Source organism: Gemmiger qucibialis, from assembly GCF_027689445.1.
Classification (GTDB): domain Bacteria; phylum Bacillota; class Clostridia; order Oscillospirales; family Ruminococcaceae; genus Gemmiger; species Gemmiger qucibialis.
Genome location: NZ_JAQFEN010000002.1, coordinates 219,812 through 237,745, shown reverse-complemented (window position 1 = coordinate 237,745; position 17,934 = coordinate 219,812). Strand labels below are relative to the sequence as shown.

The 17,934-nt window shown below is 57.3% G+C and carries 21 protein-coding genes; 15 read left to right on the top strand and 6 right to left on the bottom strand.

What is annotated here, in order from left to right; all coding sequences use genetic code 11:
• Positions 1-67 precede the first annotated feature (67 nt).
• From PG062_RS04965 to PG062_RS04905, 14 genes are all read left to right on the top strand, one after another.
• On the top strand, positions 68-949 hold the full coding sequence (locus PG062_RS04965) for an ABC transporter permease (RefSeq protein ID WP_114000102.1): 882 nt from the start codon (positions 68-70) through the stop codon (positions 947-949).
• A gap of 12 nt (positions 950-961) precedes the next feature.
• Entirely contained in the window at positions 962-2,266 is a 1,305-nt protein-coding gene (locus tag PG062_RS04960) for an ABC transporter ATP-binding protein (RefSeq protein ID WP_270751440.1), read from the top strand.
• Positions 2,259-3,203 (top strand): hypothetical protein, encoded by a 945-nt coding sequence (locus tag PG062_RS04955; protein WP_114000100.1) that lies wholly within the window; start codon positions 2,259-2,261, stop codon positions 3,201-3,203. Before PG062_RS04960 ends, PG062_RS04955 begins: the two co-directional genes overlap by 8 nt.
• 71 nt (positions 3,204-3,274) lie before the next feature.
• Positions 3,275-3,574: a DUF559 domain-containing protein gene (locus PG062_RS15875; RefSeq protein WP_408611393.1), complete on the top strand. Its 300-nt coding sequence runs from the start codon at positions 3,275-3,277 to the stop codon at positions 3,572-3,574.
• Entirely contained in the window at positions 3,532-3,843 is a 312-nt protein-coding gene (locus tag PG062_RS04950) for an endonuclease domain-containing protein (protein ID WP_270751439.1), read from the top strand. The genes PG062_RS15875 and PG062_RS04950 overlap by 43 nt, the downstream gene beginning before the upstream one ends.
• A 108-nt stretch (positions 3,844-3,951) precedes the next feature.
• On the top strand, positions 3,952-4,680 hold the full coding sequence (locus PG062_RS04945) for a 3-deoxy-manno-octulosonate cytidylyltransferase (protein WP_114000098.1): 729 nt from the start codon (positions 3,952-3,954) through the stop codon (positions 4,678-4,680).
• A complete protein-coding gene (locus tag PG062_RS04940; RefSeq protein WP_270751438.1) occupies positions 4,681-6,252 on the top strand; it encodes an aldolase catalytic domain-containing protein in 1,572 nt (523 codons plus the stop codon).
• A 12-nt stretch (positions 6,253-6,264) separates the two neighbouring features.
• Positions 6,265-6,771, top strand: a complete 507-nt coding sequence (locus PG062_RS04935) for a KdsC family phosphatase (protein WP_270751437.1) — start codon at positions 6,265-6,267, stop codon at positions 6,769-6,771.
• 261 nt (positions 6,772-7,032) lie between these two features.
• The gene (locus PG062_RS04930) at positions 7,033-9,672 is read left to right on the top strand and encodes a DUF2142 domain-containing protein (RefSeq protein ID WP_270751436.1); all 2,640 of its coding nucleotides are present in this window, start codon (positions 7,033-7,035) and stop codon (positions 9,670-9,672) included.
• Positions 9,669-10,802 carry a glycosyltransferase family 4 protein gene (locus PG062_RS04925; RefSeq protein WP_270751435.1) on the top strand — a complete coding sequence of 378 codons (1,134 nt, stop codon included), beginning with the start codon at positions 9,669-9,671 and terminating at the stop codon, positions 10,800-10,802. The genes PG062_RS04930 and PG062_RS04925 overlap by 4 nt, the downstream gene beginning before the upstream one ends.
• A 45-nt stretch (positions 10,803-10,847) precedes the next feature.
• Positions 10,848-11,567, top strand: a complete 720-nt coding sequence (locus tag PG062_RS04920) for a glycosyltransferase family 2 protein (protein WP_114000093.1) — start codon at positions 10,848-10,850, stop codon at positions 11,565-11,567.
• A 3-nt stretch (positions 11,568-11,570) separates the two neighbouring features.
• A complete protein-coding gene (locus PG062_RS04915) occupies positions 11,571-11,930 on the top strand; it encodes a DUF2304 domain-containing protein (RefSeq protein ID WP_270751434.1) in 360 nt (119 codons plus the stop codon).
• Positions 11,931-11,991: 61 nt separating this feature from the next.
• Positions 11,992-12,174 (top strand): hypothetical protein, encoded by a 183-nt coding sequence (locus PG062_RS04910; RefSeq protein WP_270751433.1) that lies wholly within the window; start codon positions 11,992-11,994, stop codon positions 12,172-12,174.
• Entirely contained in the window at positions 12,153-12,449 is a 297-nt protein-coding gene (locus PG062_RS04905) for a hypothetical protein (RefSeq protein WP_114000091.1), read from the top strand. The genes PG062_RS04910 and PG062_RS04905 overlap by 22 nt, the downstream gene beginning before the upstream one ends.
• A gap of 322 nt (positions 12,450-12,771) precedes the next feature.
• Here the strand turns inward: PG062_RS04905 and PG062_RS04900 are convergent, their stop codons facing one another.
• The 6 genes from PG062_RS04900 to PG062_RS04875 all read right to left on the bottom strand — a co-directional run bounded on the left by PG062_RS04900 (position 12,772) and on the right by PG062_RS04875 (position 16,960).
• Positions 12,772-13,233: a CD1247 N-terminal domain-containing protein gene (locus PG062_RS04900; protein WP_270751432.1), complete on the bottom strand. Its 462-nt coding sequence runs from the start codon at positions 13,231-13,233 to the stop codon at positions 12,772-12,774.
• 105 nt (positions 13,234-13,338) lie between these two features.
• A complete protein-coding gene (efp, locus tag PG062_RS04895; protein ID WP_114000089.1) occupies positions 13,339-13,896 on the bottom strand; it encodes an elongation factor P in 558 nt (185 codons plus the stop codon).
• A 192-nt stretch (positions 13,897-14,088) separates the two neighbouring features.
• Positions 14,089-14,952, bottom strand: a complete 864-nt coding sequence (locus PG062_RS04890; protein ID WP_270751431.1) for a TIM barrel protein — start codon at positions 14,950-14,952, stop codon at positions 14,089-14,091.
• Positions 14,945-15,451 carry a YqeG family HAD IIIA-type phosphatase gene (locus tag PG062_RS04885; RefSeq protein WP_114000087.1) on the bottom strand — a complete coding sequence of 169 codons (507 nt, stop codon included), beginning with the start codon at positions 15,449-15,451 and terminating at the stop codon, positions 14,945-14,947. The genes PG062_RS04890 and PG062_RS04885 overlap by 8 nt, the downstream gene beginning before the upstream one ends.
• Before the next feature lie 163 nt (positions 15,452-15,614).
• On the bottom strand, positions 15,615-15,791 hold the full coding sequence (rpsU, locus tag PG062_RS04880) for a 30S ribosomal protein S21 (protein WP_040917814.1): 177 nt from the start codon (positions 15,789-15,791) through the stop codon (positions 15,615-15,617).
• A gap of 380 nt (positions 15,792-16,171) precedes the next feature.
• Complete coding sequence (locus PG062_RS04875) at positions 16,172-16,960, bottom strand: heparan-alpha-glucosaminide N-acetyltransferase (protein ID WP_270751430.1); 789 nt, start codon at positions 16,958-16,960, stop codon at positions 16,172-16,174.
• Positions 16,961-17,106: 146 nt separating this feature from the next.
• On the opposite strand from PG062_RS04875, the gene PG062_RS04870 reads away from it, so the two are divergent.
• Positions 17,107-17,934, top strand: coding sequence for a Cof-type HAD-IIB family hydrolase (locus PG062_RS04870; protein ID WP_270751429.1), 828 nt, complete (start codon positions 17,107-17,109; stop codon positions 17,932-17,934).

Genomic DNA, 17,934 nt, shown 5'->3' with positions numbered 1-17,934 from the left:
ACAATGAATTGTCTATAAGTATGTATCGGGGATTCCCCTGAAATATCTATTTTTGAAAGGGCTTTTTATGGCAGAGCAACGCAACCAGACCCCTGCCGGGGATAACACGCAATGGACCACCATCATTCGGCCGCGCACCGGCTGGTTTGATGTGGACCTGGAAGAGCTGTGGCGCTACCGTGACCTGATTGTCATGTTCGTCAAGCGCAACTTTACCGTCATGTACAAGCAGACCATCCTGGGGCCGCTGTGGATCATCCTGAACCCGCTTATCACCACGGTGCTGTTCAACGTGGTGTTCGGCGGCATTGCCGGGCTTTCTACGGACGGTACGCCGAGCTTTTTGTTCTACATGGCAGGCAATACGGTGTGGACCTTTTTTGCCTCCTGCATCAACGGCACGGCCAACACCTTTGTGGCCAACAGCCAGGTGTTCGGCAAGGTGTATTTCCCACGGCTTACCACCCCCATCAGCCAGGTATTGACCAGCCTGATCAACTTCTTTATCCAGTTTGTCATGTACATTCTGTTCTGGGTCTACTTTGCCGTGACCGGGTCCGGTGTACACCTGACGGCCTGGGCGTTTGCCGTGCCGCTGGTGGTGCTGGAAGTCATGCTGCTGGGCCTGGGCGTGGGGATTATCGTTTCCGCCCTGACCACCAAGTACCGTGACCTTGCCATTGCTGTGAGCTTTGGCGTGCAGCTGTGGATGTACATTTCTCCTGTGGTCTATCCCCTTTCCAGCTTGGAGGAATCCCCCCGGCTGCAGATGCTGATGCGCTTGAACCCGATGACTGCACCGATCGAGGTGTTCCGCATGGGCACCCTTGGCACCGGCACCGTGGAAGTGGGCAGCCTGATCTACAGCCTGATTGTTACCGCAGCCGCCCTTGTGCTGGGCGTGGTGCTGTTCAGCCGCATTGAAAAAACCTTTATGGATACCGTGTAAGGAGGGGCGCAGATGGAAAACCAGACACATGCACAAAACCAGCGCGTACCCGTCATTCAGGTATCGGGCTTGAAAAAGCAATACAAACTGGGCCAGATCGGCGGCGGCACTTTGACGCATGACCTGCAAAGCTGGTGGGCCCGTGTGCGCGGCAAAGAGGACCCCAACACCGTGATCGGCACGGATGCCCGCCTGTTTGGCAAAACCTTTATGGCGCTGAACGGCGTGGACCTGACCGTGTACAAAGGCGAAGCGCTGGGCATTATCGGCCGCAACGGCGCAGGCAAATCCACCCTGCTCAAAATTTTGTCCCGCATTACCGCCCCCACCGAGGGCGAGATCCGGCTGCGCGGGCGGGTGGCTTCCATGCTGGAAGTGGGCACCGGCTTTAACAACGAGATGACCGGCCGCGAGAACATCTACATGAACGGCGCTATTCTGGGCATGACCCGCGCCGAGGTCGATTCCAAGATCGACCAGATCATTGAATTTTCGGAGTGCGGAGATTTTATTGATACCCCCGTCAAGCGGTATTCCAGCGGCATGTTCGTCAAGCTGGCGTTTTCCGTTGCCGCCCACCTGGACAGCGAGATCATGGTAATGGACGAAGTGCTGGCCGTGGGCGATATGAAGTTCCAGCAGAAATGCCTGGGCAAAATGAGCGATGTTGCCGGGCAGGAGGGCCGCACCGTCCTGTACGTCAGCCACAACATGAGCACCATCCGCCAACTGTGCACCCGCTGCGTGGTGCTGGACCAGGGCCGCGTGATCTTTGACGGCGATGTAGAACAGGCCATTGCCGTGTATATGGAAACCACCGATGTGAACGTGGTCCACTATGACCTGCTGGATGTTTCCCGCATGAACGCCAGCGCAGGCAAGCGGATGCGGCTGGAAACGCTGGACTTTGTGGGCAAGGAATCCAGTGTGTTTGCGGACACCGAAAAAATTCGGGTGCGCATTACCTGGCGTGTTTCGGAGCCGTTTACCGGGGTACACTTAAAGCTGAACCTGCATTTCCGGGATTCGACCCCCGTGGGCATTACCCACCCGGTCAACCTGGGCGCCGCCGTGCCTGGCAAGCTGTATACCACCGAGTTTGAGTTTGACCCCAGCCTGCTGGGCGAAGGCCAGTATTTCTTCTATGTGGATGTGTTTGACGGCGTGCTGACCCAGGCTGTCTGCCTGGACAAGCCAGTGACCGAGTTTGCGTTTGAGGTAACCTCCGGCGATTTGACCATGCCGGAATGGGCACCGGGCTGGGGCCGCATCCACTTCCCGCCGGTCAAAGTGTTGGAGAATGGATACGATGGGTGATATTTTCATCTGCCACACGCTGTATCATGTGTTAATCGCGCTGGTGCGTGCGCTGCGCAGCCGCCCCGGCAAGTCTACCCTTGTGCTGAGCACCTGTGTGCCGGAAGCCGAAACCCTGCGCGCTAAATTGCTGGACGCCGCGCCGGATCTGTGGGACGCTGTTTTGATCGTGGACGAGGAAAAGCTGGACGCACAGAACAGCGAAAGCGACTTTTACCGCCTGCGCCACCCGTTCCGCAAACCGTATTTTACGCTGCCCAAGGGGCATGTGTACATCAGCAATGACTGGAGCGCTTTAGGGCGCTACCTGCAGCGGGAGCGCCGGGTTTATACCCTGTGCGAAGATACCTTTGGCGGCACGCTGGACCCTGACCAGCACCTGCTGGACGAGCAGCGCACCAACCCCCGCGGCCCCTACCGCTACTGGGGCGACAGCCCCTGCTGCCGCACGGTGGAAAGCGAAGACGCCGCGCGGTGCAGCATTTTTGGCGTAGACAAGCTGGTAACGGTATCCAAAGCGCAGCTACTGGAAAGCCTGATGGAGGAAGAAAAAGCCATCATCCGCCGGGTGTTTTTGGCCGTTCCCCTGCCGGAGCATGTGCAGGGTGCCTGCCTGCTTTTGCCCCGCAGCTTTGTGCTGGACGGCCTGATGGATCAGCCCACCCAGGACGCCATGTTTGCGGCTGTTGCCAAGAAATACTGCACAGAACCGCTGTTTATCAAAACCCACCCGCGGGATACCACGGATTATTCCAAGCTGTTCCCTACTGCTGTTATCCTGCCCCGCACCATGCCAAGCGAGGTTCTCAATTTCTGCCTGCCCTTCAAATTCCAGCGCGCCGTCACCGTGCAAAGCTGGGTCCTGCGCGGCTTTACCGCCGCGGAAGAAAAGGTGTTTGTGGGGCTGGAAGAGGCAGAAAAGTTGGTGCAGGGGTAATGCCTCCCCTTTGAGGGGAGGTGGCCGAGCGCAAGCGAGGTCGGAGGGGTGGCTCCCTTACTGCCGCCTAAATGATAAGCCGGAAGGGGACGTACCATTCTATGCGCCTGCCGCATAATTCCAACAATCTTGCCTATGTTCGTTCTCTGCGCAAAAATGTGACCGATGCGGAGCGCAAATTATGGTATGAATATCTGCGTCCCTGCCCCTACAAATTCACACGCCAAAAGAGCGTTGGGCCCTATATCCTTGGGCAACACCGCACAATTCCCGCCTTACGGCTTAAGCACCGCTCCGGCGGCTGCGGCACGGCATCTGCGTTGCCAAAATGCTCGATAAGACATCCAGTATTATCTGCGCTTTTGGCTTAGCATCTGCCGCACCTCGCTCGCCGTATCGGCACTTAGAATTATGCGGTATTGCCCTTGATTTTTATTGTGCTTCTGCTCAGTTGGCAGTTGAAATTGACGGTTCGCAGCATTACGAACCGCAGGGGCAGCAGCAGGATGCTGCCCGAACTGCTTATTTGCAGGCGTTTGGTATTTTTGTTCTGCGGTTTTCCAACCGGGACGTTCTTCTCAATTTGGAGGGTGTTGCAGCCGAAATTGAGCGTACGATTCTGATGCGGATATCCAAATAGATTTTCATAACAATCTATAACTCTTTCTTAGGGAACCACCCCTCAGTCCGCTGCGCGGACAGCTCCCCTCAAAGGGGAGCCAATGCTTCTTTTAGGAGGTTGCTTACTATGAAACTTATCGGCGTTATTCCCGCCCGTTATGCCAGCACGCGGATGCCGGGCAAGCCGCTGGCGGATATTTTGGGCAAGCCCATGATCTGGTGGGTGTACCAGGAAGCCAAAAAGTGCAAAAAGCTCGATGATGTGTTTATCGCCACCGACGATGAGCGCATTGCCGAAGCCTGCCGCACCTACGGCATGGAATACTGCATGACCAGCCCCGACCATGACACCCCCACCGGGCGCATCTGGGAGGTTTCCACCAAGGTAGAAGCCGACCTGTATCTGCAGATCATGGGTGACGAGCCGCTGATCAACGTAAAGGCGTTTGATTTGATTCTGCCGGATACCCTGCCGGAGGACCCGTATTATGTCGCCGTGCTGACCAACCGGATGGAGCACCCCGCGGATGTGATCGATTTTTCCAACCAGAAGGTCGTGACCAACGCCGCACGGGAAATTTTGATGATCTCCCGCAGCCCCATTCCCTACCCCAAAGGCACGCTGGATTTTGAATACGAGAAGGTGACCGGCATCCAGCTGTACTCCCGCCGGGCGCTGGCGTTCTACCACGAAACACCGAAGTCCATTCTGGAAAAAGCCGAAGAGAACGATATGATGCGCTTTGTGGAAAACGGCCACAAGGTACATGCCATCGTCAGCCCGTACAAGACTGTGAGCGTTGACACCCCCAAGGACCTTGCCCTTGTGAGCGAAATCCTGAAAGGAAAAGAATAAATGCCCGATATTAAACTATTGGACTGCACCCTGCGTGACGGCGGCTATGTGAACAGCTGGAACTGGGGCTTTGCTGCAGCCAAAGATATTATCGCCTCGCTGACCCGTGCCGGGACTGACATTGTGGAAGTGGGCTTTCTGCGCAATGTGGATGGCTACAACCCCGATGTGACCGTCTGCAACACCATTGAAGAGCTGAACAGACTGCTGCCTGCCCACACCGGCAGCACCATGTACAGCGGCATGGCCATGCGCTCCAATTATGATATTGCCAAGCTGTCCCCTTATGAGGGGCACGGCATTGAGATGCTGCGCATTACCGCCCACGATTACGATATCCGCGAAGGCATGGATTTTGCCCGCGAAGTCAAGGCCCGCGGGTACAAGCTGTCCATCAACCCCATCAACATTATGGGCTATGCCGACAAAGACTTGCTGTGGATTTTAGACCAGGTAAACGAGATTCACCCGTACCAGTTCTCCATTGTGGATACCTTCGGCAGCATGCGGCGGCGTGACTTAGAGCGCATCGTCAGCCTGGTGGACCACAACCTGGCCCCGGATATCCGCGTGGGGCTGCACCTGCATGAGAATATGGCGCTCTCTTTCTGCCTGGCGCAGGAATTTCTGGACAAGCACCTGGGCCGCGATACCACTGTGGACGGCAGCCTGATGGGCATGGGGCGCATTCCCGGCAACCTGCCCATTGAGCTGATTGCCGACTATATGAACGAGACCCTTGGCTGCCATTATGACATTGACGAGATGATGGACGCCATCCAGGACCATATCGCCCCGCTGAAAGGCGAGACAGCCTGGGGTTACACCCCGGCTTACTTCCTGAGCGCACGGTATAACCTGCACCGCGATTACGCCGAGCATTATCTGGACAAAGGCGATTTGACCAACCGGGACATCAACCATATTCTGGCCGGTTTTGACCGCAGCAAGGCCACCGCATACGATAAAGACTATGCCGACCGCCTGTACCGCGAATACCAGAACCGCGCCATTGACGACACCGCCGCGCTGGATACCCTGCGCACCGCGTTTGGCGGCAAGACCGTGCTGGTGCTGGCCCCCGGTGCCAGCCTGGCGGAGGAAGCTGGACGCAGCGCTGTGGCCGCCGCCAAGGCAGACTGCATTGTTTCGGCCAATTTCTGCCCGGAAGTCTGCCAGCCGGATTATGCATTTTTTACCAACAGCAAGCGGTTTGAAAAGCTGGACCTTGCTGCCCTGCCCTGCCCTGTTGTGCTCACCTCCAACCTGCGGCCGCTGCCGCAGGGGGCGCTGGCGGTCAATTATGACCGGCTGGCGGCCCCGGATGTGCAGAATGCATCCCTTGGCAGCAACAGTGTACTGATGCTGCTGCGGCTGCTGCGGCTGTGCGGTGCCAAGGCCGTGCTGCTGGCCGGGGCCGATGGCTACAAGCCCGGTACCCCCGCCTATGCCGACAGCCTGCTGCACGCTCACACCGGGCGCGGAGCTGCGTTCAACACCGCCATGGCAGGTGCCATCAAAGCCTGCGGGCTGGATGTGACCTTTATCACCCCCAGCGAATACGCAAAATAACGAGGTTTGCCCATGATTCGACTTTTGGTTCTGGATGTAGACGGCACCATGACAGACGGCGGCGTGTACTATGATTCCACCGGCAACGAGCTGAAAAAGTTTGCCATCAAGGATGGGGCCGGGATCGTGCTGGCCCGCGCGGCAGGGATGCAGGTTATGATCTGCACCGGGCGCGAATGTGAAGCCGTGCGCCGCCGTGCCCAGGACCTGCACATTGACTATCTGTTCCAGAACGTACACGACAAAGCCGTCTTTTTGAGCAGGTTTATGGCTGAGCACAGCCTGACCAAGCAGGATGTTGCCTATTGCGGCGATGACCTGAACGATTTGACCGCCATGGCCCTGTGCGGCTTTGTGGCCTGCCCGGCCGATGCTGCCGGCCCTGTGCTGGGGCGGGCGGATTTCATCTGCCGCCAAAAAGGCGGCGAGGGCGCTGTGCGCGGCACGGTGGAAGAGATCCTGCTGCGGGACGGCCGCCTGCCTGCCGCCGTTAAAAAAGCCTTTGGCGCAAAGATTTGATGGGTGCGGCTGAAACGTTAAGGCAACACCGCACAATTCCCGCCTTGCGGCTTAAGCACCGCTCCGGCAGCTGCGGCACGGCATCTGCGTTGCCAAAATGCTCGATAAGACATCCAGTATTATCTGCACTTTTGGCTTGGCATCTGCCGCACCTCGCTCGCCGTATCGGCACTTAGAATTATGCGGTATTGCCTTAAATATTCCGGTGTTTGTTTTGGACACCCCCTGAACGCTGAACCACCAAAACCGGGAGGAGCCCGTATGAGCAAAATAAAGGATTTTCTGAAAAGCCCGCTGGGCACCGCCTTGTGCGCCGTTGCTGCCTGCCTGCTGGCCGTGGTGCTGGTTTGGTTGGCCGCGGTGCGCCCCAACAATGACAAGAGCCTGTCGGAGCGCATCAGCGATGATTACAGCCAGTACAGCGCCGAGCTGGACGAAGCCAACGGCGCTGCCCAGACCTTTGATACCGACAATGACCTGCTGGCCATGGCCTTTGTGTTTGGCACCAGCAACGGCCAACCCACCGGTGAGCTGCACCTGGAACTTGCCGATGCCGACACCGGCGAGGTGCTGGCCCGCTCCACCGGCGATATGGCGAACATTGTGGCCGGGCAGTACACCGGCATGGGGCTGGATACCCCCGTGACCGGCAGCGCAGGCCGCCGCTACCGCGTGACCCTGAAACCGGAGTATACCGGTTCCGGCCGGTTGACCGTGGGCTGCAGCAACGGCGCTGTGCTGTGGAACGATACCTTTACCGTAAACGGCGAAGCCGTAGACGGCACGCTGGCGCTGCTGGTGACTTACAAACAGATTGGCGGATTTTTGACCCGGTTCTTTTTGCTGGTCGGGCTGCTGGCCAGCGTTGTGGTGTTCCTTGGCATTTATTTTGCCATGCGGGGCCGCATGCCGCTGCATCGGCTGGTGTTTGTGCTGGTGCTCTGCTTTGGCATGCTGTGCAGCTTTGTGCTGCCGCCCTATGCCGCGCCGGACGAAAAATACCACATCAACCAGTCCTTTACTTTAGCCTGCAAATGGGCCAACATGCTCTCGCCGGATGAATGGCGGATGGGCAATGTGCCGCTGGATATGACCTACCGCCGCGAGCACGACTTTGCCCCCCTGCTGCAAAACGAAAAGACCACCGTGTTCAGCTGGCAGGAACTGAGCGAAAATCTGTTCACCACCACCCCTGACAGTTTTGACAGCCACACGGCGCTGGAAGAACTGCAGACCGACCGCAATCCCACGCTGTATCTGTTCAGCGCGGCAGCGGTGTTCCTGGCATATGTTTTTCACCTTGGCTTTGTTCCGGCGCTGATGCTGGGGCGCACAGCAAATTTAATTGTGTTCGCTTTGTTAGCGGCGCTGGCCGTTAAAGCCGCGCCGTTTGGCAGGCGGGTATTCGCTGCGGCGGCCCTGCTGCCCATGACGCTGCATCTGGCGGCTTCTTTCAGCCGGGATTCCCTGCTGCTGGGGCTGGCGTTTGCCTTTACTGCGCTATGTATGCAGGCGATTTTTGGCTGCAAGGACGGCACGGTGCTGCCGGTGCGGCTGTGGCTGCCGCTGGCGGTGTTCGGCATCCTGCTGGCACCGGCCAAACTGGTTTACCTGCCGCTGGCAGCGTTGTTCCTGCTGATTCCCAACAGCCGCTTTGGCCAGAGCGCCGCAACCAAAAAAGCCGCTTATCTGGCCGGATGCGTGCTGCTGGCGCTCAGCATCAACCGCGCGGTGCTGGTCACCTCGGTGGCCGGTTCTTCCGGGTTTGAAAATCAGACTACCCAGACAGAAACCACCTCTGCACAGGGTTCTACCCCGGCTGCCGCGGTTTCTTATACAGCAACAGAGGCAGCTGACAATCGTACCCTGCATGCCGCCCCTGCCGCGGGTGACGGCAAAACCTCCAACCGGTTTGCCAACATGCCTGCCGAGTACCGCGAAAACACGGCTTCCAACTTTGTGCGCCGCCTGTATTACTGCGTGGAGGGCGTGACCGAGATCCCGCAGAAGGAGCTGGAGTTCTGGGTGCAGGCCTTGCAGGAGGGCGATGTGACCGCCGCCGTTCTGGGCCAGAGCTTTTTCTTCAGCCCGGAGGAAGTGGAGCATTCCAGCCTGACCGATGATGAATTCATGAGTGCGGCTTCCCTGGTTTACCTGAACCGCGACCTGATGACCACCGACGCCGAAATGTGCCGGGAACGGCTGGCCACTGCTGACCGCCGAGACTTTTTCAAGTCCATGTTCAGCAGTGATGAATGTGCAGAGCTGCTTTCCGCCTGCCAGATCTACCCCGGCGTGGAGGATGACCGCTACCCGTTGGACCGCAATGTGCTGATCAAAGAGATCGAAGCTGTCCGTACCGTGCGGGACAGCCAGAGCACCCCCAGCGAGGAAGACCAGACCACCTTTACCCCCGGTTACATTCTGCACAATCTGCCCGCCGTGGCTATGCTGCTGGTACGCAGCGTGGTGCAGGATGCCGACAACTGGGTGCGCGGCCTTGTGGGTGGCAGCTTAAGTTACAGCTCGCTGGACCTGGCCTGGTTCTGGGTGTTGGCGCTCTACCTGCTGCTGTGGTATGCCGCCGTTCCGGCGCAGGATGTTCCCGTGCCGGGGCTGCCCCAGGGGCGCTACCGGGTGTGGTGTGCGCTGGCCGCGCTGCTGTGCGCCGCGTTGGCCTTTGCCGGCTGCCTTGTGTGGACCCCGACCTATTACCAGACCGTTTACGGCTTCCAGGGGCGGTATCTTCTGCCCGTGCTGCCGTTGTTCCTGCTTACCTGCCTGCCCCGCCGGGTCCAGGTTGCCAGCGGCAAACCGTCCGCCTGCACCCTGGTCTGCTGCCTGTGCGTAGTCAACGCCGGGGTATTGCTGAACGCCATGCTTGCGGTGATTGCCCGATGACGATTTGTTATTTTTCTGCGCAGTACCTGCCCACGGTGGGTGGTGTGGAACGCTACACCTGGAACCTTGCCCGCCGCACTGTTGCCGCCGGGCACCGCGCCATTGTGGTTACCAGTGCTCTGCCCAACCTGCCGGAGCACGAAATTGACGGGGATGGCATTGAAATTTACCGCCTGCCCGTCTGGCCTGTCATGAACGGGCGCTTTCCTGTCATCAAGCCGGGGGCGCGCTTCCACGCGCTGACCGCGCAAATCTGGGCGCAAAAGCTCGATTTCTGCGTGGTGCAGACCCGCATGTACACCCAAAGCGTCTGGGCTGCCCGCGCGGCCAAGCGCCGCGGTATCCCCATGCTGGTTATTGACCATTCCACCGGATACATGCCGATGGGCAGCGGCCTGCTGGGGGCCTGCGGGCGGCTGTATGAGCAGATTGCCTGCCGCATGGTGCGCAGCACCGGCGCGCCGTTCTATGGCGTTTCCGCCGCTGCCTGCCGCTGGCTGCACACCTTTGGCATTACGGCTGCAGGAACCATGCCCAACGCCATTGACCCCGCTGCTTTGGAACAGGAAGCCGCCCACGCGCCAGACTGGCGCGCCAAGCTGAACCTTGGCGACCGTAAGATCGTGCTGTTTGTGGGCCGCCTGATTCCCGAAAAGGGCGCCGGATTATTAGCCCAGGCCGTGGCCCAGCTGCCGGGCGTTGTTCTGGTGGCGGCTGGCAGCGGTCCGCAGCAGCAGGAACTGGCGGACCTTGGGGCCGTTACCCCCAGTGCCCTGCCGCATGATGCGGTGGTTCAGCTGCTGCGGCAGGCAGATGTATACTGTCTGCCCACCCGGTATGCCGAGGGCTTTCCCACCACCTTGCTGGAAGCCGCGGCCTGCCGCTGCCCCATCGTGTGCACCCGTACCGCTGGAACCGAGGAGCTGCTGCCGGACGATACCCACGGCATTGTGCTGCCCGGCCAGCCACAGGACGCCACGGTGGAAACCATCCGCGCCGGGCTGCAGACCCTGCTGGATGATCCCGCCCGCGCCCATGCCTGTGCCGAGGCGGCGTACCGCAATGTGTACGCGCACTTTACATGGGATGCCGTATTTGATAAAATGATGGGGATCATAAACCAAAGCTGACATCTGCCCGGTGTTTGCCGGGCAAGTGGATAAGGAACATTTGTTATGTCAAAATTGCTGATTGTTATTCCTGCATATAATGAGGAAGCCAATATTGTCAAGGTCGTCAACGGCATTGTCAAGAACTACCCGCAGTATGACTATGTTGTAGTCAACGATGGCAGCCGTGATAAAACCGCGGCCATCTGCCGGGAACATGGGTTCCGCTTGATCGATCTGCCGGTCAACCTGGGGCTGGCAGGTGCATTCCAGACCGGGCTGCGCTATGCCGCCGAAAACGGGTATGACTGCGCCATGCAGCTGGATGCTGACGGCCAGCACCGACCGGAATATATCGCCGCCATGCTGGAAGAGCTGGAAAGCGGGGCCGACATCGTGATTGGCAGCCGTTTTTTGACGGTAAAAAAGCCCAAAAGCCTGCGCATGCTGGGCAGTTACATCATCAGCTGGTCCATCCGGCTGACCACCGGCCGTGCAATCTGCGACCCCACCAGCGGCATGCGGCTGTTCAACCGCGCCATGGTGGAAGAATTTGCCCAAAATTTGAACTATGGCCCGGAGCCGGATACCATCAGTTACCTGATCAAAAACGGCGCTGTGGTACGCGAAGTACAAGTTACGATGGGCGAGCGCGAGGCCGGTCAAAGCTACCTGACCTTTTGGCGCAGCATTGAATATATGGTCAAAATGTCCATCTCCATTTTGCTGATTCAGTGGTTCCGCAAGCGGGACACCGAAACGCCTTACCCGGAAAGGAGCCTGTAAGCCATGTTTGATCAGCCAATTATCCGTATATGCCTTGTGTTGGGCAGCCTGATCACCGCAACCTATATTCTGCGCCGCGTGCGTTTGGCTAAGGTGCAGATCGAAGATACCATTTTCTGGCTTCTGTTCAGCGGCATTCTGCTGATTTTGGCCATCTTTCCCGGCATTGCCTACTGGGCGGCGTATCTGCTTGGGTTCCAGAGCCCCATCAATTTTGTTTATATCGTCATCATCTTTTTGCTGCTGGCCAAACAGTTTTTTATGTCCATCCGGCTCAGTCAGCTGGACAGCAAGGTGCGCATTTTGACCCAGCGCGTTGCCTTGAACGAAGAAAAGATCGAAAGCGAAAAATTAGATTTGTAATCCCCTATCTTGTATGGTATAATATTTTTTATTGATTAAGGTGTAGCTGAAAACAAAGAAAATGACGCATATTTCGCAAACGCAAGACGGATTTAAGGCAAAAGCCGCCGGAATCCTTTGTGGATTCCAAGGTCTTTTAACGCAAAATCCGGCTGTGTTTGTAGAAACAGGCTATATTTTCGGCTTTTCGGATACAACAACAGCGAAAGAAGGTTGTAAGAGATGGCTTTTACCCCCAGTCTGACCTATAAGGGCCGCCCGCTGGTGCGCTGCGGCAACGATATTTACTATGGTTCTATGCATGATCCCTATGTTGTGTACCTGCAGGTACTGACCACCAAAAAGGAAGGCAATGCCGACGTGGCCGATAAGGTTCACATTGTATTGCTTTCCACCGATGAAAGCAAGCCTCTGCCGGCGCGCATTGTGCGCCAGGCCAACAAGGCCGGCGGTTTGTTCAACGCCCTGACCTTTGGCGATATCATGCTGCGCAACCAGCTGAAGAACGAGAAAAAGTAAACAGGAACCCACAATGCCCGGTCCGTTTGGACCGGGCTGTTTTTGTTGTACTTCATCCCTGTGCCGCAGGGCGTTGCTACCTGACCACGCCGGAGCTTTTACATCATTGAGCATCACAAATTTTATAATGATATATTGTCTTACGGTTTCGGAACGGTCAAGCATCGTCCCCTACACATCGTCTACAGGTTTATGGCAGCGTTTGCAACCTCGCTGCAAATTACTTTCTTCCCCAATAATCAAAAAATCACCCCTGCGGCCAGAATAATCCGGCCACAGGGGTGATTTTCTATCTGTTATTCTATTTTGTGCACTTAACCGCTTACTCGATGGTCACATCGGTACTTTCGGCTTCTGCATCGGCGGGCATCTCGGCATCGTCGGGCAGAACTTCCACATCGAAAGCTGCGCCGCACTCTGCGCAGACGATCTTATCGCTGTCCATCAGGGTGTCTTCATCCACAATGTTGACGGTACCACAGTTGGGGCAGGTGACTTCATAGCTGGTTTCAAATGCGCCGTCGTCATCCTCGTCCTCATCTTCGTCCTCATCGTCATCGCCGAAGATGTTGTCCACCAGATCATCCATATCTTCATCAATGGCGTCCAGCTCGTCAAAAGCCTGATCCAGGGCATCGTCATGCTCGCTCACAACATCGGCCATCTCTTCCAGCAGGTCCATCATTGCAACAATGATCTTGCCTTCCTGGGTGGTGGGGTCAAACTCCATCCCTTTCATCATACCGCGGATGTAAGCGGCCTTTGCATTCAGATCCATAGCCATAAGGGAAAACCTCCTTCACGCACTGTAAACAGGGTGTTTGTTTTTGCAATTTTCCAAAAAAGCCGGGACGCGGCAAAAACCACGGCCCGGCCATTTGTTTTAAGATCAGACGCGCTCCATATACTCGCCGGTGCGGGTATCGATGCGGATCTTGTCGCCCTCGTTGATGAACAGGGGCACGCGGATCTCGGCACCAGTCTCAACCTTAGCGGGCTTCAGGGTGTTGGTAGCGGTGTTGCCCTTGAAGCCAGGCTCAGTCTCGGTAACTTCCAGCTCGATGAAGTTGGGGATTTCAACGCTGAAAACCTTGCCCTTGTAGGACAGCAGTTTGCAGATTTCGTTTTCTTTGCAGAACTTGAAGTTTTCCGGCACATCGGCAGCGGCAACGGGGATCTGCTCGTAGGTTTCATTATCCATGAAGTAGTACAGGTCGCCATCCTCGTAAGAGTAGGTAACCTCACGGCGCTCAATGAAAGCCTGGGGGAACTTAGCGGTCGGGTTGTAGCTGGTTTCAACAACGGAACCGGTAATCACGTTCTTGGTCTTAGTGCGCACAAAAGCAGCACCCTTGCCGGGCTTAACATGCTGGAACTCAACGACCTGAAGGACCTGGCCGTCCTGCTCAAAAGTTACACCGTTACGAAATTCGCCTGCAGAGATCATATAGGAACTCCTCCATAATTTTAGAATCGGGCCTGTTTGAAAAAGCGGCCCCGCCGCCCATCAAGCAATGCCATTGCATTGTCATACCTGTAAGTATTTTACCCGAAAAGCGCCAGTATTGCAAGAGGTTAGCGGGATTTTCGGGTGATATTTTGGTTTTTTTCGGCTTTTGTTGGCTGTTTTTGGGCTTTCTCAGCCCTGTTCATACAGTTTTTTCAGCGCCGCCGCATCCTCGGCCTGGGTTCCGGCGGATTCACAGATAATGGTGGGCGCCAGGCCACGGGTTTTCAGCAGCTGCATCAGCGGGGCAGGCGGCGGGCCAAACTCGGTATCCGCAAAAGTCAGGTGGCATTTTTCCCCACCCTTGGTGTAGGCAATGCGGGAAAAATGCGCGTGGAACTTTTTGGCCCGCTCCCCCGGCAAGGCTGCGGCAATGGCATCCAGGATGGCGGCGTAATCTGCCGGGGCGGTCTCATCGTTCAGCTCGGTGCCCTGGCTGCGGGCATACAGGTGTCCAAAATCCACGCAGGGAATAATGCGTTCATCCACACTGCAAAGGGCCAGCACTTCATCCAGCGTGCCCAGCTGGTTCACCTTGCCCATCGTTTCAGGGCAAAGGATACAGTCGCCATAACCGGCTTCATCCACGGCCTGAACGGCGCGGCGCATGGTGTCCAGCGCCTTTTCCAGTGCAGCTTCCCGGCTCTGCTTGCCGCAGCTGCCCGCGTGGAAGATGACCCTGCGGCCGCCCAGTGCCTTGACCAGTGCACAGCTTTGCAGCAGGTAGTTCACGCTGTTCAGCCGCTTGTCCTCCTCCAGGCTGCTCATGCTGATGTAGTACGGCGCATGGACCGAGAAAGTGATGCCTTTTGCATCAAACGCTTCTTTTAAGGCGGCGGCTTTATCCAGCCTCAGGCGCACACCGCGCCCACACTGGTATTCAAACGCCGTCAGCCCAAAGGAAGCCGTATACTCCGCCATGGCCTGCGGGTCAAAGCTGCGGACACGGTAGCTGTCCGAAAGCCCAGCCGTGCCAAAGCGCGGTGCTTCACTCATACAGGCGGCCCCCTTTTTGGTAATACCGGTCCAGCCAGTAGGGTTCAAACCTGCGCTTGAACTGCACACCGCGCTGGTGGTCGCCCCCACGCGGCATGGTATACAGGCAGGGGATACCGTACAGCCCCGCGGCAAGGCGGTCCGTAAAGATCTGGTCGCCCACCATGGCCATCTGATTTTTGCGAACGCCAAGGCGGCGGCGGGCAACGGCCAGGCCGACCGGCAGCGGCTTGCAGGCCAGCGGCACCCAAGCCAGGCCCACACGGTCCGCAAAGGGGCGCACGCGGGCGGCGGTATTGTTGGAAACAATCGTCAACCGCACACCCGCGGCACGCATAGTATCCAGCCATTGCTGCACGGTGGCATCCAGCTGCTGGCTGCCATCCCCCGTCAAGGTATTATCCACATCCAGCACCAGGGCGGTGATACCGTGCTGGCGCAGGAACTCCGGCGTGATGGCCTCAATGGCACGGAAAATATATTCAGGGGTAAGAAGCATAGACAAACTACCTTATTATAAGCGCGGGGCAGCGGGCAAGCGCCACCCCGGTTTTTAGACATAAAGAAAGAACAGGCCCGCATCTCTGCGAACCTGTTCTGCCGTTCCTTTGGGTAAACACGGTTATCGAAAACGGCGGCATAGCCGCTGCGATGGCTCCGGATTACTTAAACTTGCGCTTGCGGGCGGCTTCGGACTTCTTCTTGCGACGCACAGACGGCTTCTCATAAGCCTCGCGCTTGCGCACCTCAGCAAGAACACCGCTGCGGGCAGTGCTGCGCTTGAAACGGCGCAGGGCGCTCTCAAGGGATTCGCCCTCTTTGACACGGATCTCCGACATCTTTTTCCCTCCCTTGGTCTGAGACAGGAGTTTGCCGGTCAATCAAAATTACAATCAACCAGTAACTGAAATTATACTATACTTTATAGGCTTCTGTCAACCACGATTTTACGCGTTCTGGCCCACTTTTTGAAATTTCATAAAAAGTTCAGTTTTTTGCCCTCATACGCGGGGTCTGGGCAATAGTTTATACAAAATAATAAATAATAATGAATAAAGAATAATGCTGGTGCGCCGCCCGCAGCGGCGCAAATAAAATAGGTTGGCTGCTCTGGCTGGAATGCTTTTTGCCGGAGCAACTGACTTGGTTAAAATGTGACGCCGTGGGCGGCACACATCCATTATTCATTATTCTTTCTTCTTTTTTCTTTACCCAAACTTTATGCCAACCCCAATGCGTGCAGCCCCAGCAAAGCGCCGTAAATCACCGGCTGGTGCAGCATATAAATCAGCAGCGTGCGGCTGCCCACGGCGCACAGGGGGCGCAGGGCTTTGGGCGGCAGGCCGGGCTGCGCGGTGCAGCGGGCGCGGAACCACCGCGCAAAAAAGTACCCCACCCAATACAAAAACACCCACGGCAAAAGCGGGAAATAATCCGATGAGGAAAACACCGTCAGATCTGGCAGACCCAGCCAGAAAAGATTCGGCTTGTACCAGGCGGCGGGTAGGGCCGCCAGGTGCGTTCCCTCAAACCCCAGCCAGCCCTGCGGCAGCTGGTTCAGCAGGGCAAACAGCACCGCGCTGCCCGTAACCCCTGCCAGCGGGGGCAGCTTTTCCAGCGCGGGGTGCAGCAGACAGGTCAGCAGGGCCGCACAGCCCAGCAGGTGCAGCACGCCGAACCAGATGACTTCCTCCGGCATGGCAACGGCGGTTGCCACGGTCAGCACCACCGCGCAGGCCGCCGTGAGCAGGCCGTTCTTGAGCGGGCGGCGGGATAGGGTAAAGCTGTAACCCGAAAGCAGAATAAAGCTCCAGCAGATATACTGCTGCCACACATGGCAGTGCGTGGACCAGATATCGTACCAGCCGCTGGCATGGCCAAAAATATACACCCAGTCATACATGGCATGGTAAACCAGCATATTCAGCAGCGCCAGCCCGCGCAGGGCATCGATCTGCCAAAAGCGCTGCCCGGCTGCCGCACGCAACGATTGTTGTTCAGTTTGCATCGCGTTCCCCTTCCCTGCCCTGTGCCAATATGCAAAGGGCTGATGTCACTTTACCATACTTGGCATAGCAAATGCAAGGCGCCCTTGCAAAATGACCGAAAATGCGCTAAAATCTTTGGTGAAATATAACAAAGGAGGGGTCCGTTATGCCCGATATCCGTCTTGTTGCATTGGATCTGGACGGCACCGTATTCAATGATGAAAAAGAGATCACACCCCGCACGCTGGAAGCCATCCGCGCTGCCATTGCCAAAGGGGTTGATGTCATCCCCGCAACGGGGCGTGTGGCATCGGGTGTGCCGGAAGCGTTTTTGCGCATTCCCGGCGTGCGGTATGCCCTGACTTCCAACGGGGCCAGCGTGGTGGAGCTTTCCACCGGCAAACCGCTGGTCAACCTGCCGTTTGATGCTGCCCTTGCCAGCGACATTTATGATATCGTGGCCGCAATGGGCGGTGCCATGGGCATTTTTATCGGCGGCAAAGCCTACACCGATTATTTTGGTGCTAATGACGGCCTTGCCCTGATGCCCCCTGCCCTGCGCCGCTACCTGCGCGACAGCCGCATTGTGGTGGATGACATGCACGCAGTGTTCGCCGCCCACCCGCACGAGGTGGAAAAGTTCAGCATCACCTATCGGGACAATGCCGCCCGCGATGCCGCCTGGCAGGCTGTTGCCAGCCGGTTTAATGTTGAGATTACTTCCAGCATTCCCAACAACATGGAGATCAACGCCCCTGGCGTGACCAAGGGCAGCGGATTAAAAACGCTGGCCGATACCCTGGGCCTGGCGATGAACCAGGTGATGGCCTGCGGCGATTCCGGCAACGACCTTGCCATGATCCAGGCCGCCGGGTACGGCATTGCGATGGGCAACGCCACACCGGATGTTCTGGCCGCCGCCCGCTATGTAACGGACGACAACAACCATGACGGCGTTGCCAAGGCCATTGAAACCTATGTGTTGAAAGGATAA